Annotated in this window: 16 protein-coding genes; all 16 read right to left on the reverse strand. The window is 65.2% G+C overall.

The window, feature by feature from the left end:
- Window positions 1–195: 195 nt before the first annotated feature.
- The 16 genes from C5P05_RS02855 to C5P05_RS02930 are packed head-to-tail and all read right to left on the reverse strand — an operon-like array spanning window position 196 to window position 15667.
- Window positions 196–1617 (reverse strand): sensor histidine kinase, encoded by a 1422-nt coding sequence (locus tag C5P05_RS02855; protein ID WP_420130717.1) that lies wholly within the window; start codon window positions 1615–1617, stop codon window positions 196–198.
- Window positions 1617–3074 carry a nickel-dependent hydrogenase large subunit gene (locus C5P05_RS02860; RefSeq protein ID WP_114968363.1) on the reverse strand — a complete coding sequence of 486 codons (1458 nt, stop codon included), beginning with the start codon at window positions 3072–3074 and terminating at the stop codon, window positions 1617–1619. The genes C5P05_RS02855 and C5P05_RS02860 overlap by 1 nt, the downstream gene beginning before the upstream one ends.
- 10 nt (window positions 3075–3084) lie before the next feature.
- The gene (locus C5P05_RS02865; protein ID WP_114968364.1) at window positions 3085–4110 is read right to left on the reverse strand and encodes a HupU protein; all 1026 of its coding nucleotides are present in this window, start codon (window positions 4108–4110) and stop codon (window positions 3085–3087) included.
- Between the two features lie 2 nt (window positions 4111–4112).
- A complete protein-coding gene (locus tag C5P05_RS02870; RefSeq protein ID WP_114968365.1) occupies window positions 4113–5573 on the reverse strand; it encodes a sigma-54-dependent transcriptional regulator in 1461 nt (486 codons plus the stop codon).
- Window positions 5570–7327, reverse strand: coding sequence for a hydrogenase maturation protein (locus C5P05_RS02875; RefSeq protein ID WP_114968366.1), 1758 nt, complete (start codon window positions 7325–7327; stop codon window positions 5570–5572). Before C5P05_RS02875 ends, C5P05_RS02870 begins: the two co-directional genes overlap by 4 nt.
- 20 nt (window positions 7328–7347) lie before the next feature.
- Window positions 7348–7848 (reverse strand): hypothetical protein, encoded by a 501-nt coding sequence (locus tag C5P05_RS02880; protein WP_198674601.1) that lies wholly within the window; start codon window positions 7846–7848, stop codon window positions 7348–7350.
- 45 nt (window positions 7849–7893) lie between these two features.
- Entirely contained in the window at window positions 7894–8952 is a 1059-nt protein-coding gene (hypE, locus tag C5P05_RS02885) for a hydrogenase expression/formation protein HypE (protein WP_114968367.1), read from the reverse strand.
- A complete protein-coding gene (hypD, locus tag C5P05_RS02890) occupies window positions 8949–10094 on the reverse strand; it encodes a hydrogenase formation protein HypD (protein ID WP_114968368.1) in 1146 nt (381 codons plus the stop codon). The genes hypE and hypD overlap by 4 nt, the downstream gene beginning before the upstream one ends.
- A complete protein-coding gene (locus tag C5P05_RS02895) occupies window positions 10091–10336 on the reverse strand; it encodes a HypC/HybG/HupF family hydrogenase formation chaperone (RefSeq protein ID WP_114968369.1) in 246 nt (81 codons plus the stop codon). Before C5P05_RS02895 ends, hypD begins: the two co-directional genes overlap by 4 nt.
- Window positions 10327–11526 carry a carbamoyltransferase HypF gene (locus C5P05_RS02900; RefSeq protein ID WP_157979200.1) on the reverse strand — a complete coding sequence of 400 codons (1200 nt, stop codon included), beginning with the start codon at window positions 11524–11526 and terminating at the stop codon, window positions 10327–10329. Before C5P05_RS02900 ends, C5P05_RS02895 begins: the two co-directional genes overlap by 10 nt.
- Window positions 11523–12476 (reverse strand): hydrogenase nickel incorporation protein HypB, encoded by a 954-nt coding sequence (gene hypB / locus C5P05_RS02905; RefSeq protein ID WP_114968370.1) that lies wholly within the window; start codon window positions 12474–12476, stop codon window positions 11523–11525. The genes C5P05_RS02900 and hypB overlap by 4 nt, the downstream gene beginning before the upstream one ends.
- A gap of 24 nt (window positions 12477–12500) precedes the next feature.
- Window positions 12501–12848, reverse strand: a complete 348-nt coding sequence (locus tag C5P05_RS02910) for a hydrogenase maturation nickel metallochaperone HypA (RefSeq protein ID WP_114968371.1) — start codon at window positions 12846–12848, stop codon at window positions 12501–12503.
- Window positions 12841–14010: a hypothetical protein gene (locus C5P05_RS02915; RefSeq protein ID WP_198674602.1), complete on the reverse strand. Its 1170-nt coding sequence runs from the start codon at window positions 14008–14010 to the stop codon at window positions 12841–12843. The genes C5P05_RS02910 and C5P05_RS02915 overlap by 8 nt, the downstream gene beginning before the upstream one ends.
- On the reverse strand, window positions 14007–14555 hold the full coding sequence (gene hybE / locus C5P05_RS02920) for a [NiFe]-hydrogenase assembly chaperone HybE (RefSeq protein WP_114968372.1): 549 nt from the start codon (window positions 14553–14555) through the stop codon (window positions 14007–14009). Before hybE ends, C5P05_RS02915 begins: the two co-directional genes overlap by 4 nt.
- 12 nt (window positions 14556–14567) lie before the next feature.
- Window positions 14568–14804, reverse strand: a complete 237-nt coding sequence (locus tag C5P05_RS02925) for a rubredoxin (protein ID WP_114968373.1) — start codon at window positions 14802–14804, stop codon at window positions 14568–14570.
- Window positions 14801–15667 carry a hydrogenase expression/formation protein gene (locus C5P05_RS02930; protein WP_114968374.1) on the reverse strand — a complete coding sequence of 289 codons (867 nt, stop codon included), beginning with the start codon at window positions 15665–15667 and terminating at the stop codon, window positions 14801–14803. The genes C5P05_RS02925 and C5P05_RS02930 overlap by 4 nt, the downstream gene beginning before the upstream one ends.
- Window positions 15668–15687: the final 20 nt, after the last annotated feature.

Raw genomic sequence — 15687 nt, forward strand, 5'->3', positions numbered from 1 at the left:
TTTCCATGGCTGTGCTCCTGTGGTGAACGAGGCCAATTGCCTCACCTCACAACATAGGCACTCGCCCACCTTCGGCAAACCACAAACGTCACATCGCAGGGTACCGCGCGAGCGGTTTAGTCCGACGCTGCATTGCCGACCATCAATGCATCCGGAATCACTGTTTGCATAGATCCAGTCGAATGGTTTCTGACTCTAATGGCCCGTAGCCACCGCCCCCACCAACGGCAACTCCAACAAAAACTCCGCCCCCCCATCCGCATGGTTGCGCACGCTCAACGCCCCGCCATGCTGCTCCACAATCCCATAACTGATCGACAAGCCCAGTCCCGTTCCCTTGCCCACAGGCTTGGTCGTGAAAAAGGGATCGAAAATGTGCGACAGGTGTTCCGGCGCGATGCCGGGTCCGTTGTCACGCAGGCGCAAGCGCAAATGCGTGCTGTTTACCTCGGTGTCTATCCACACCACCGGTGGCACGCGGTCGATGCCGGTGGCTGCATCCAGTGCGTTTTGCAGCAGGTTCATCAGCACCTGCTGCAGCTGGCCCGCGCTGCCGGTCACGGTGCAGGGCGCACCGGGTTGCCAATGCACTTCGAAACTGGGCGCGGCACCCTTGCGCACCCAGTGGATGGCGCGCTCGATTACCTCGTTGAGGTTGACCGGCGAGCGGGCCTCCGGGTCCATGGCGGAGAAGCGCTTGAGGCCATTGACGATGTCGGCCGTGCGCTGCGCGCCTTCAAGCGTGCCTTCGATCAGCGAGGGCAAGTCGCCCAGCAGGTGATCGATGCGCAATTTGCTACGCAGCGTTTCAAGCTGCTCGGCGGGTTCGTCGGCATGCACGGCGGCCAAGTAAACGCGCATGCGCTCACAGTAGCGGCTCAGGGCGTGCACGTTGCCCAGCACAAAGCTGATCGGGTTGTTGAGCTCGTGCGCGACACCGGCCACCAGCCGGCCCAGCGAGGCCATTTTTTCAGAATGCAGCAGTTGCTGCTGCGCGCGTTTGAGCGCTTCGTGCGCGGCGCGCAGCTCGTGGTAGGCGCGCTTGATTTCGGCCGTGGGCCGCGCCACGAACACGGTGCCGACCCGGCGCCCGCTGGCGGCCACGCGGGGCGTGCAGTTGGCATCCACCGGCACGCTTTGCCGCTGGGCGTCGAGCAGGTTGAGCTCCAGCCCTTCGCCGCGACGCGGCGGGTTGGTGTTGTCGAGCACGGTACGCGCACGGTCCGCGCTCTGGGTATCGGCCAGCAGGTCATAAATCGAGGTGCCGCGCAGTTCGGCGTCGCTGCGGCCGACCAGTTCGCACAGGGCGGCGTTGGTTTCCTCGATCACGCCGCGCTCGTTGCACACCAGCAGCACGTCCGACATGGCGGAGAGCACGCTGAAGATGAATTGCTGCGACTGCTCCAGCTCGGTGTTTTTCTTCTCCAGCTCGATCTCGTCATGGATCAGCTGCGAGTAGACCTCGTCCATTTTCTGAATAACGTCCATCCAGGTGGACTCGTCCACACCGTCCATGGGGCCGACGGGCAGCAAGCTTTCCAGACCCGGGGGGCGAGGGGCGGGCGTGTTGGCCGACGAAGAATCCGACTCATCCATGGCGTGAAATGGTTCCGTCATCAATGCACTGTGCAAACCATGCAGGGATCAAACGAACGCACGATGTGTTGCACCGCCACGGGCGTGATCTCTCCGTCCTGCACCGGCGCGCCCACCAGTGCCTGCTCCAGCGCGCCAGGCGTGCCGGCGGCGTCGCGCGGCGAGAAGTTCCAGGTGGTGGGCGCGACGATCTGGTAATTGGCAATGCGGCCCCGGCTGGCCACGACCCAGTGGCCCAGGCTGCCGCGTGCGGCCTCGCTCAGGCCTATGCCCACACCGTCGGTGAAGGTTGGCGTCGGCACGCAGTAGGCCTCGTTGTGTCGCAGTTGTTGCAGCCAGTTTTCCATCATGGGCACGACGCGCGCCAGCTCCAGCAGGCGCGCCAGCACCCGTGTGTAAACGGTGCCGCCGTGGCGGCTCACCGCGTCAAGCACCAGCGGGTGCGCGGACGCCAGTTGGCGCGCAATCGCGCCAGTCTCCACCACCTCGCCGGCCAGGCGCGGCGCCTTGTTCCAGGTGTAGGCCTCGGCCTTGTTGGCATCGGGCAGCGTGACGCCGTCGATCGGGTGCCGCGGTCCGGCCGTGTCGGACAGCCAGGCGTAGGTGGCGTCCTCACGAATACCCTGCTCGTCAACGGGTGCCAATGCGCCGGTGCTTGCGTGCCACACACCGTCTCCCAATTCGAAGCCGCCCTGTGGCTGCGGATAAGCGCCGTAACTGAGGTAGCGGCCCGGCCCCGGCCCCAGGCCGGTCAGTGCCGCGTCTTGCACCATGCTCAAAAACAGGCGGAAATCGCCGCGCCAGGGGTCTTGCGCCTGCCAGGCCCACAGCGCGTCTTCACTGTCCAGCGCTGCTATTTGTTCGAGCGGCGCGGCAAACAGCTGGCGTTCCAGAAAGCCGCGGAACTCGCGCACTTTCGCCAGCAGTCGGATGCGCTCGGCGACCTCGATCGGGCGCGTCGAGCCGCCGGGCTCGATGCTCTGCGTATGCGGCCACTTGCCGGCCAGCGTGCCCAGGAGCGTGAACCAGCGCTGGCGTGCTGCGATGGCCGCGCGCGTTTGCTCGCCGGTCTGCGTGGCAAAGCGGCGCACCGCTTCCGCATGCCAGGGCTGCTGCGCATACACCGGCCGCGTGAAGTCGGGCATGAAAAACAGATAGAAATGCGTGAGGTGGTCGGCCAGGTTTTCGGTCGCCAGAATCACGTTGGTGACGTGCTGGCCGTTGGGCGGCATCGTGATGCCACCCAGGCTGGCCAGGGCCCGCGCGCAAGCCACCGACTGCGACACCGAACAAATGCCGCAGATGCGCGGCACGTACACCAGCGCGTCATGCGGTGCTTTGCCTTGCAGGATCTGTTCGAAACCGCGGTACATCGGTGAATTCACATGGGCCGAGGTGACCCGTCCCGCCTCGATGTCGAGCGTGACTTCGAGGTCGCCCTCGACACGATTGAACGGGCCAACAATCAAACGGGACATGGCAGGCTATTCATTTCAAGCGGGTCTTTCGCGCGACGGGCGCCACCACCAGGTGGTCGGCCACGGCGTTGAGCTTGACGCGCCGGGGCGTGGCGTGTTTCGACAGCGAGGCCAGGGCCACAAACCAGGCCTTGGGCATGTCGGTGGGCAGGCCAATCGGAATGCCGGCGAACTTCGGCGTCTCGTGGAAAGGGTGGCCGGGCTCCTGAAAACCCGGCTCGGTGCAGGCGATGCAGGCGTAGCCGCCGCGCGTGCAGGAGCCTTCGCCATTCCACAGCCGGGTGTTGCAGTCGGCGTGCACTTGCGTGCCCTTGCAACCCATGTGCTCCATCATGCAGCCCAGATCGGACGGCTTCTCGGCGCTGGCCTTGTATTCGTAGTACTCGTTGCGCGTGCAGCCGTGGTGCACCAGCTGGTCGGCGTAAAAGCGCGGGCGGCCCAGGGTGTCGAGATCGTCCGCGCCAAACGTTTCTGCGGCCAGGGCCATCAGGCTGTCGATCACCCAGCTGGGGTGTGTGGGGCAGCCCGCGATGTTGATCACCGGCAAGCCGCTGGTCGAGCGGAACTCGGCCCCGAGCAGACCACCGATGCGGTCATCCTCATACTGAAGGCCGCAGGCGTCGGTGGGGTTGGTGCCACCGGCTGTTACGCCGCCCCAGGCCGCGCAGCTGCCGACCGCCACCACATGGCGCGCCTGCGCGGCCAGCCGCGTGACCCAGTGAATCATTGGAATGCCGGTGCCGGCCAGCACATGGAAGCGGCCGGTGCCGTGCGGTCCGCGCAGGAGCGAGCCTTCGATGCACAGGGCATCGAGCCGCAGGCGCCCGGCCACGATGTCCTCCAGCATGGCGATCAGCTCGTGGCCGCTTTCCAGCGAGAGGGAAGGGTGCCACATCAGGTTGACACCCGCGTCGCGCAACTGGCCGTGAAAGTCCGTGGTGTCGGCGCACAGCAGCGACATGCTGCAGCCGCCACAGCCGCCGGATTGCAGCCACAGCACATTGAAGGCCGGGCCGGTTGGTAGCGAATTTGCCATGATCAACCCTCCAGTCCGAAGCGGGCCATCTTGCCGCGCAAGCCAACGCGCGACAAACCGAGTTCCGTGGCGGCGCGCGTCTTGTTCCAGCGGTGGCGCAACAGGGTTTCGCGCAGCACCATGGCTTCGATGGCATCAAGCCGCTCACCCAAAGTGCCGCTGCGCGGCAGGACCGCCGCTTGCGCCCCGGCCTGGCTGGCGGTCGCCAGGCCGGCCTGGCCGTGCAGCACGCGCAAGGAGAAAGACGAGGCATCGACCACATCGCCGTCGCTGAGCGCGATGGCGCGCGCGATCTCATTGCGCAATTCACGAATGTTGCCGGGCCAGGGGTAGCCCATCAGGCAGGCCAGGGCCTCGTCGCCGAGCGTGGCCTCGGGGCGGCCCAGCTCGGCGCCCACCTCTTGTACCAGGCGCCGGGCAATCGGCGCGATGTCGCCCGCACGCTCACGCAGCGCCGGCACCGTGATCGAGACGCCGGCGATGCGGTAATACAGGTCTTCACGAAACAGGCCTTCGCGCACGCGCTGCTCCAGGTCGCGGTGGGTGGCGGCGATCACCCGCACGTCCACTGGCACCGAATGTGCGGCGCCGACCGGACGCACTTCCCGTTCCTGCAGCACGCGCAGCAGCCGCACCTGGAACGCTGGCGAGGTTTCGCCGATCTCATCCAGAAACACCGTGCCACCGTTCGCGCGCTGGAACAGGCCGGGGTGGTCTTCGTAGGCGCCCGTGAAGGCGCCGCGTTTGTGGCCGAACAGTTCGGATTCGAGCAGGGTGTCGGGGATGGCGGCGCAGTTTTCCACCACGAAGGCGCCGCCGGCGCGCGGGCTGGCGTAGTGCACGGCACGCGCCAGCAGCTCCTTGCCGGTGCCGGATTCACCCAGCACCAGCACGCTCAGGTCGTAGCGCGCGACGCGTACCGCCACCTCGCAGACGGCGTCCAGCGGGCTGCCGGGCGCACGCTCGATGCGGTCGAAGTCGAAGATGCTGCGCGCCTTGGTGAGCTTGGCGTTTGCGCGCTGGCGCAGCACCGGCGTGCTGGTGCGCAATTCCAGGTGCAGCCGATTCGTATCGCGCTGCAGCGTCTGCGCCTCCACGGCATTGCGCACGGTGGCCAGCAGGTGGTCGGGCACCCAGGGCTTGAGGATGTACTGGTAAATGCCCGCCTCGTTGATGCCGGCAATGATGTCTTCGGAGTCGGTGTAGCCCGAGATCACGATGCGCACCGTGTCGGGCCAGCGCTCGCGCACTTCCTTCAGGAACAGTACGCCGGTCAGCCCGGGCATGCGCTGGTCGCACAGGATCACGCTGATGTCGGTGCGCTCCAGCCGCTCACGCGCCTCGTCGGCATCGCTGGCGGTGTACACGGTGAAGTCTTCGTCAAGCGTGCGGCGCATGGCCTCTTGTGAACGCACTTCGTCGTCCACCACCAGCACCGTCGGCAAGGTATCGGCCAGATTCATGGGCGGTGAACGGCCAGATGCCGTGGTGTCCAGGCATGGGGTAGCTTGTGCACAAAGTGGTAGCGCGCCACGTGGTAGCTGGGGTCGAAACCGTAAAAATTGCGGTGCATGCGGGACAGTTCTTCTTTGCGGTAGTCAGCTAGCGGCCGGATGGCCTCGTCAGCGGCGCGGACCTGCTGTTTTTGCAGGATTCGCTCCGGTAAATTGTAGGTGAGCGCCAGCGCCAGTGCATCAGGGATAACGTCACGTTCGAGCGCGGCGGGGGAGGTGTCCAGGCAGCGGTCCAGCAGCCCCATGCGCTGCGCGTCAGCGGCCAGCAGGGGCAGGCGCTGCCTCATGAGCTCGCGTGCCCGCTCTGGCCCCAGACGTCGGGGCAGCAGGTAGGTCCAGTATTCTGAACCGTAGAGGTTGCCCATGTTGCGGTAGTGGGGGTTGAGCACCGCGCCCTGGTGCGCCCAGACCTCGTCGGCCGCCAGGGCCAGAAACACGCCGCCGGCGCCGGCATTGCCGCGCAGCACTGCCACTGTGATCCGGTCGGTGGTTGATATGAGCTCCTGTGCCACGTCGTTCATGGCATTGATGTTGCGCCAGGATTCGTCGGCGGCGCTGCTGTCGGGGCGATGCGCGGCCGCTTCGATGCAGTTCAGGTGGATGCCGTTGCTGAAGAAGTCGCGCCCGCCGAGCAGCAGCAGCACCCGGGTGTCGCGCTGCTTGGCTTGTTTGAGCGCGGCCAGCAAGCGCTCGCACTGTTCGGTGGACATGGCGCCGTTGTAGAAGTCAAACGAGAGACAGCCCACGCGGGCGCCCGCCGGCCCCTGCTCCCAATAACGCAACTCGGCCCATTCGTCGTCTTCGCGTTCGAGCGGCACGGACCACACCGGCAGCGTCGCCGCCTCCGGCGCAAAGGCCAGCGTCGCCGGCAGTTTGAAAGCCGACTCGTCGCCGCAGGCGCGGGCCAGGCGGACCTGTCCGATCCAGACGCCGCCATCCACGGTGCGCCGCAGCAGGGCGCCATCTCGCTGGGCCACCACCGCACCTACTGCAGTGCCTGCCAGCGCCTGCAGGGCCGTTCCGGTGGCGGGGTGGGCGTCAAATAAATGGCAGGGAAGGCCAAACAGTTCGTCCTGGACGCCCGGCTGGCCGTCGGCGCCGCGCAGGCGGGCCAGAATTTCGGCGGTGGTGTGGTTCAGCCAGTCGATGCGGCGCGCGGTCTGCGGCATGGCGGGTCGCCAGGTGCAGCCAACCGAGCCCGCGTCGGCCACCGCTACCGTCGTCGGTGCCGGTGCCTCCGGTGGGTCGTTATCGCCCAGGCGTTGCACGGCGCGCAGCACCGCCACCAGCGCTGCCTCGGTGACTTCCGACCGGTAGAGACTGCCCTTGCTGGCCGGGCGCATGTCGAAACGGGCATGGGCCCACACCGGGCCGGCGTCGAAATCGGCATTGGCCTGCAGCACGGTCACGCCCCACTGCGGTGTTTGCTCCAGTACGGCCCAGTCCAGTGCGGCCGGCCCGCGGTCGCCCGGCGGGCCGGGATGCACGACCAGGCACAGCACCGAGCGCCAGACGGACTCGGGAATGCGCCGTTTGAGAAATGGCGCGATCAGCACATCCGGCTGGAACAGGGCACAGGCTTCTTCGGTGACCGAGTCCGAAATGTCCAACTCCACGGACAGCTGGTGCCCCCGTGCTTTCAGGGCCGCGAACAGCCGTTGTGACAGGCTGTTGAAGCTGTGGCAGAGCAAGAGAATACGCATGGAAAGTGATACAGCTTGAGTCAGGGGCGGAGCGCAGCCACCAGTGCGGCAGCCCGCTTTCGGCCCAGATAGATATGTAACTTGGCTTCGAGTCCGTCCAGCGCTGCACCGAAATCGTCCCGTGTGCGGGCCGTCAATAGAGGTTTAGCAACGATGACCACATCGGGTCCGAAAAGTGGCGCCAGGCGGGAAAGCGCCTCGCGGCGAAGTCCGGTCAGGCGGGCCGCCACCTCTGTATCGGCCGGCACGGATGCCGCCAGTGTTGGTGCGTCCGTTGGCGATGGCATCACCGCAGCTGTGCTCTTTGAGGGCACGGGTTCTATATGCCCTTGCGCTGCCAGCTCTTGAAGTATTGACGTTGCGTCGGTACCTATTTTTTTCTGCAGAGCGGCCACGCTGTCAAGACCGTTGACCAAAATTAGCGTGGTACGTGTACGGATGGACAAGCCAGCGGCACGTGATTTCACCTCAGCAACGCCTTGCTCGCTTTTACGGTAAACACGGCGCAGATCATTTTCCATAGAATTTTGGTATAGAGCTGACTACAAGCCGTCGATGTCACCGTTTTAGCAAATACGTGGCAATTGCTCGCCGCTGAGCCAGTCAACGACACGGCGGCCGCCGAAACGGGTGTTCATTTGCACAAAGTGGTGCGGGTCTTCAGTCACGGTACCGATGCGCACCGCTTGCGCCCCCAGCGGGTGGGCGCGCATGGCGAGCAACAGGGCCTCGGCGCTCTCGGGGCGGCAAATCGCAATCAGCTTGCCTTCGTTGGCGATGTACAAGGGGTCCAGGCCCAGCAGTTCACAGGCCGCATCGACCTGTGGCAGCACCGGAATCGCGGCCTCTTCCAGCACCATGCCGACGCCGGACTGACCGGCGATTTCGTTGAGCGTGGTGGCCAGGCCGCCGCGCGTCGGATCGCGCAGCACGCGCACGCCGCCGGGCGCGGCCTGCAGCATGGCCGCCACCAGCGTGTGCAGGGCGGCGGTATCGGACTCAATTGTGGTCTCGAAGTCGAGCGACTCGCGTTTGGAAAGAATTGCCACGCCGTGGTCGCCAATCGTGCCCGACAGCAGGATGATGTCGCCCGGGCGCGCATTGACGCCGGCGATGTCAACGCCGGGCGCCACCACGCCGACGCCGGTGGTGCTGATGAACACGCCATCGCCCTTGCCGCGCTCCACCACCTTGGTGTCGCCGGTGATGACCGGCACGCCGGCCTCACGCGCGGCGGCGGCCATGCTGTCCACGATGCGCTTGAGTTCGCTCAACGGAAAACCCTCTTCAATGATGAAGCTGGCCGCCAGGTACAAGGGCTGCGCCCCGGACATGGCCACATCGTTGATGGTGCCATGCACGCTCAGACAGCCTATATCACCGCCCGGAAAAAACAGGGGCGACACCACATGGCCATCGGTCGCCATCACCATGCGCCCGCCGACGGGAATGGCAAATGACGCGCTGTCGTCGCCCTGGCGCAAATAGGGGTTGTCCAGCGCGGTCACGAACAGTTCTTCAATCAGTTGGGACGCGGCACGGCCGCCGGCGCCGTGGCCCATGTCGATGCGGCCATTTTTGATGTCGAGCGGTCGCAGGTAGTTTTTCTTGGCCATGGGGGTCATGCGGTTTCTGCCACGATGGCGATGTCGCGAAAGCGGCCGTAGGAATAGTGGGCGGCGCATGCCCCTTCGCTGGAGACCATGCAGGAACCGACCGGATTCTCCGGCGTGCAGACCGTGCCAAAAATCTTGCAATCGGTCGGCTTCTTGACGCCGCGCAGAATGGCGCCGCACTCGCAAGCTTTGTTGTCTGCCACGGGACGGTAGCCGAGCTCAAACCGGCGCTCGGCGTCGAACTCGGCAAAGGCCGGGCGGATTTTCAGGGCGCTGTAGGGCACCTCGCCCAGGCCACGCCACTCGAAACTGGTGCGCAGCTCAAACACCTCGGAGACCAGTGCCTGGGCGCTGAGGTTGCCGTCGCGGTCCACGGCGCGGGAGAATTCGTTTTCAACCTCGCAGCGACCTTCGTTGACCTGGCGCACCAGCATCAGCACGGCTTGCATTACGTCCAGCGGTTCAAACCCGGCAATCACCACCGGCTTGCGGTATTCCTCGGCAAAGTGCTCGTAGGGGCCAGAGCCGATGATGATGCTTACATGCGCCGGGCCAATGAAGCCGTCAATCGGCACCGTGCCGTATTGCCGCACTTCAGGCGATTCCAGGATGTGCGTGATGGCCGAGGGCGTCAGCACGTGGCAGCTCAATACGGTGAAATTTTTCAATCCCTGGCGCTGCGCATCCCGAATCGCCAGCGCCGTCGGTGGCGTGGTGGTCTCGAAGCCGATGGCAAAAAATACCACTTCCCGCGACGGGTTCTGGCGGGCGATGCTCAAGGCGTCGGCGGCGGAATACACCATGCGGATATCGCCGCCGCGTGCCTTGGCCTTCACCAGGGACAGGCCATTGGAGGCCGGTACACGCATGGTGTCGCCATAGGTGCACACGATCACGTTGCGGTCCAGCGCCAGCCCGATGGCCAGGTCGATGCGGCCGATTGGCAGCACGCAGACCGGGCAACCCGGTCCGTGCACCATGCGTACATTTTTGGGCAGCAGTTCGGCGATGCCGTAGCGCGAAATCGCATGGGTGTGGCCACCGCAGAACTCCATGAAGCTGTAGTTCCTGCCAGGCTGCACTTCGGCGGCTAAACGCTCGGCAATCTTGTGGGCGATGTCGCCATCGCGGAATTCGTCGATGTATTTCATGGGGCAATCTCCGCCTGTTGTGCGTCAAACTGCGCCATCTCGCCAAACAACGCCAGCGTGCGTTCGGCTTCCTCTGGGTCGATGCGGCCGATGGCGTGACCGACGTGAACAATCACGTAGTCACCCACCGCGACACCGGGCACCAGGGCGATGGAAACTTGCTTGCGGATACCGCCCAGATTGACAATGGCCTGCTCGTTGGCCAGGAGCTCAACGAGTTTGGCAGGGATGGCTAGACACATGGCAGGCTTTCGGTTTCAGGTGAATAAATTTGGTTATTTTGGCCTCTAGACCCCGTGGAATATGCGCTAGTAGCTATTGAATTGATAGTGTATGTGCGGTGTGCCACCACCCAGGCCTGGCCCAGCGCCAGCCCCGCGTCGCCACAGGAATGCCGCTGCGGCAAGAGCACACGAAGCCCGCGCTCTTGCAGGCCGGCGGTGACCCGGCCTGTCAGCAATTGGTTGGCAAAGCAGCCGCCACCCAGACACACGGTGCGGGTGCCGGTCTGTTCCGCGGCCTGTGCCGCCCAGCTGGCCAGCGCATCAGCCAGGGACAGGTGAAACCAGGCCGCCGCAGCGGGCATATCAGCCGCCGGCGTTTCAAGCAGTCGCGCCAGCAGAGGGCGAAGGTCGAGTTGTTCCATGTTATGCATGGCAACGCCGTGCCCAAGCGCGGGCATGCCGTTCTGGTCCAGCCAGGCCTGCGCCTGTTGCTCCAGCGCCATCGCGGCTTCGGCTTCATGGGCTTGGCGAACGCTGAGGCCCAAGGCGCCGGCGGCGGCATCGAACCAGCGCCCGGTGCTGCAGGTGCTCGGGCAGTTGATACCGCGCTCCAGCATGCGCTGCACCATTTCTGCGGCAGTTTTTCCGACGACCGGGGCAAAGCGCTGGCCGACTTCGCCGGTGCGGCCCAGCGCATGCAGCGCGGCGGCCGCCATGCGCCAAGGTTCGCGCGCCGCCACGTCACCGCCCGGCAGCGCCAGTGGCCACAAATGGCCCAGACGCCGCCAGTCAGTTTGACTTACCCATAGCAATTCGCCGCCCCAGGCGGTGCCGTCCGTGCCCAGGCCCACGCCATCGAGCGCCAGACCGACCACCGGACCCTGCACGCCGTGTTCGGCCATGACGGCGGCAATGTGCGCATGGTGGTGCTGCACGCCGATGGCCGGCACGCCGAGTTCATCCGCCAGCTCGATGGCCAGGCGTGTGCTGTAGAAATCGGGATGCAGGTCATGCGCGATGGCCGTCACCGGCTCCTGCGCCTGGCGCAGCAGTGAACGCGCAGAGACTTCCAGTGCCCGGCACGCTTCGGGATCGCTCAAATCACCATGCAGCGCTGACCACTGGGGCTGACCCGAGGTGAACAAACACGCGGCATTTTTGAGCCACGCACCGCAGGCCAGCACGGGGGGCAAGTTGGCGGTTTTCATGCCGGCTCCATGGCATAGCCGAGCCAGTTCAGCCAGGCGTCCATGCCCTCGCCGGTGGTGGCCGACAGCTTCAGTATTTCGATGCCCGGGTTGACGCGGCGCGCAAGTTCAATGCAGCGTTGCACATCGAATTGCACATGGGGCAACAGGTCGATCTTGTTGAGGATCATCAGCTTCGACGCGGCGAACATGTCGGGGTATTTGAGTGGCTTGTCCTCGCCTTCGGTCACCGACAGAATCGCCACCTTGGCGGCTTCGCCCAGGTCCCAAACCGCAGGGCATACCAGGTTGCCGACGTTCTCGATGAACAGCAGGCTGCGGGCGCCCACATGCGCGTGGTCGTGAGCATGCGGGTGATCGTGGCCGTGTTGGTGTGCGGCGTGATGCGCATCGTCATGGTGCTGGTGCAATTGCGCAAACGCTTGGGCCACCATCGGCGCATCCAGATGGCAGCCCTTGCCGGTGTTGATCTGCACCGCCGGCGCGCCGGTGGCCCGGATGCGGTCGGCGTCAAAACTGGTTTGTTGGTCGCCTTCGATCACCGCCACATGCAAGCCAGGCTCGCGCCGCTTGAGGGCGTTGATGGTGGCGCACAGCAAGGTGGTTTTGCCCGAGCCGGGGCTGGATACCAGATTGAGGGCCGTCACCCCATGCGCTTCAAAGTGCTGGCGGTTTTGACGGGCGATCTGGTTGTTGGCACCCAGAATATCGGTCTCCAGCTTGATGGCGCGGGTCTGGCTCATGCCGGGGACTGAAACCCGGGCAGCACCGGCGCCAAAATGCAAATCGCCACTATGGGGATCGACGTGGACATGGTCGTGGTCATGCACGGCATCGTGAGCATGGGAAGGCGCACCTTCATGTTCATGGGTATGGCTGTGAGGGTGCTCTTGTACCCCCGCCACAGCCGCTGTCTTGCCCGTGTTAGCGCAGCCGCAAACTACACACATGTTGTTGTCTCCTTATTTGTCATGTCAATCATCTTCCACCAGCATGTCAACCACGCGCAGTTCGGTGCCGCCGGTGGCTTGCAGCTGGTAGTGGCCACAGATCGGACAGGCGTCGCCGCGCTGCTGAATCGCGACCGATGCGCTGCACGGCAGGCACCAAGCTTGGCCGGGCGGCTCGTCAATTTCAAAGCGGGCATCCTGCAGGCAGGTGCCGGGCGCCAGGGCCTCCAGGGCAAACCGCAAGGCGCGTGCTTCCACGCCGGCGAGTTGCCCGGCTTCGAGGCGAAGCAGGGTGACACGGCGAAACCCTTCGCGTTGCGCCGCGTCTTCCACCAGCTTGAGGATGCCCCCTGCCAGGCTGGCCTCATGCATGGCAGTCCTCGGGATGGTTGATCATGAGTTCATGTTTCACACAGGGATCGTACGCGCTGAAGAGCAGATCGACCTCCCGGCAAATCCCTGATGTGCTTGGGGTCGGCAGCTGTTCCAGTGCCTGCGCGACCGCGCCTTGCGGATGGAAGTTCCATTCCGTGGGGGCCAGCACCTGGCACGAAACCACCCGCGCGTCGTCGCCCGTGCCGTCGAGCTGGACATGGTGCACCAGCAGGCCGCGCGCCATTTCGACCCAGGCGAGGCCTTCGCGCCGGGCCGTTGCCATGCTGCCCATCGTCAGCCAGGACGCGCCACTGCGGCCCGCTTCATCGGCCAGCGCCAGGCGAACCAGTTCGGCCAGGCGCGCGCCCAGGCGCAGCCACGGCGTGTTGATCACTTCCGGCGTGGCCTGGCGCAGACGCGTCCAGGGACCGGTTTCTGCACACTGACCGCGCCACAGGGGTTGGCGGGTGAAGCCGGGCTGGCGAACCAGGCAGTCGGCCAGCACCCTCAAACCGGCTTCGCTGGTGTGCACGCGCAAAAAGGGGGCTGCAGGCGTTGCCCGGTCAGCCAGCGGCCGGGCCTGGCGCAGCAAGCCGGTCAGCCAGCCGGGGCTGTCTTCGGTCCAAACGCGCAACCAGGCGGCGGGGTCCTGTTCCCACTGGCTCAGCCACACCTGCGCAGGCATACCCAGCAGCTGCGTTTCCAGCCACTGCTGCAGGCCGGGGCAGGGCTCGTTGAATGGGTCGCCGGACCGGGTTGACGCCACAGCGGCAAACAGCGGGCATTGCTGCAGGGCGGCATGGGCTTGCTGCCTGGCCTGTTCGGATGCCGGTCCCAAAGCCAGCTGCTTGGGCCAGTCCAGACCGATGCGGCGTACGTGTTCGCGCAGGGTTTCCAGTTGCAGGTCTTGCGCGGCATTCAGCCGGGCGGGCGTCGACCGCCCCAGCGCCGCCGTGACGGCCATGTCGGCACAGAGGCGATGCGCGTGACCGCACAGGCTGAAAAGACTGCCCAGCCGGCTTGCCAGGGAGGTGGCCGGCACACCGCGGGTGAGCAAGGCTGCCCAGTCGCGACGGCTGCTGACCAGGTTGTGGGGCCGTGCCTGGCCCGGCGCCACACGCAGCACCCCGGCCAGGTCGTCGGGCCGCGACAGGGTCATGCCTTGTCTCCCGCAGACGGCCGGCGTCCGAACAGGAAGGCCCGGCGCGCCGCCAGATCGGTCGATTTGGCCTGCGGCACTGGCGCAGGTTCCGGTGGCTGGCGCAACGTCGCCAGAACAGCCGCGCCGGTGGCGGACGCCGCCGCCTGATCAGGGAACTCGAACATGGGCGAAAAGAGCGAACAGGCCTCAAAACTGCCAAAAGCGGGCTCATGGCCCGCGATGAAATCAAAGCTTTCGGCCCCGACCTGATGAACCCGGCTGCTGCCCGCACGGTCGGGTTGATCGATTCGATCCAGCGGGAACCAGACCAGGTTCATGAACCACGGCGTCACCAGCACGCCCACGGCACCGTGTGTGCCGCCCGCTTCGGCGCCATCACCTTCACACAGCTCAAACCCAAGGGCTTCGACGCGCAGCGCCGGGTTCAAAATAGGAACGCCAGCCATACGGGCCTGGGCCACGTTGTCAAACAGCTCGACCAGCGCCTCAGTACGGGCGCGTAGCGAGGCCGCGAGTGATGATGGAAGTGTCAGGTTGTGCATGTTGATTCTGGCCTATGCCGCGTCCACCAGTACCATGAATTGTTCGGCTTCACCATCACACACGGGGCAGCGCCAATGGCTCGGGAGGTCGGTAAATGCCGTACCCGGCTCCACCTGCCACACCGGGTCGCCCAACGCCGGGTCATAGACCCACCAGCAGATCTTGCACTCCAGCCGCGCGGTCGCCGGCAGCCGCGCACTGTTGCCGAGGTAACTGCCTTCAAAGCGGGGGGCGCTGGAGGAAATCATGCCTGCTCCACCCATTCGAGCACTTCCTTGAGGCGCTCATAGGAGTCATTCAGGTCTTCCGGTGCCGCCAGTGCCACTTCCGGGATCTCAGTGACCTCAACCGTGTTGAGGATCACCAGGTCTTGCGAGTTGTAATACACCACGCGCCAGCAATGCGGCGTGCAGGTGTTGGTGATGCGGCAGTTGCCGTAACCGCGCGAGAGAATCAGCACGCGGCCCGTGCCCAGATGGTGGTCGAGAAAACCGATGTCTTCGTTGGACATGGGCAGCAGGGTGAGATTCACCACATGCGCCGGCTGGCCGGGCTGCCAGGTGCGCCACTGGTCCTCGATTTCAGCCAGCAGCGAGGGCGCATTCTGCACATTGGGCGGCAAGGCACCTTCCCAGCGTGGCACGGTGGGCCAGACGTCCTGCCTGGCCGTGGTCTTGAGCACCGCCGGCACGGCGCCCAGCTCCAGCGTGTCGGACACCACGGCGCCATTGACCGACTGAATGACGCGCCAGACCCCGGCAAACACCGATTCCTGAATGTTCAATTCGACTTGCGCATCACCCGCGCTTTTGACCAGTGCGCTGACTTCGCCTTCACCCAACACCTGGTTGATCAATTTCAGATCAGGCATGGCCAAATGGCGCAGGTCCACGCTGCGGTTGGGACCGCCGTGGCGTACCTCTTCCAGCTGCGCCAAAGCCTCGCGCAAGGCGATGTGCGCACCGACGCGGGCCGCAATTTCTTCCGGTTCCGGCAGCACCGGCGGGCGGAAGGTTTCCATGCCCTGCGGCATGGGCATGTAGTCCAGCACCTCATCCTCAAGTTGGCTGCCGGGACCGATGCTGACGACGGGAATGGGAAAGTCTTTCATCTCAAGATACCTCTTTTAGT

The organism is Rhodoferax ferrireducens (genome assembly GCF_003347515.1).
GTDB lineage: Bacteria > Pseudomonadota > Gammaproteobacteria > Burkholderiales > Burkholderiaceae_C > Rhodoferax.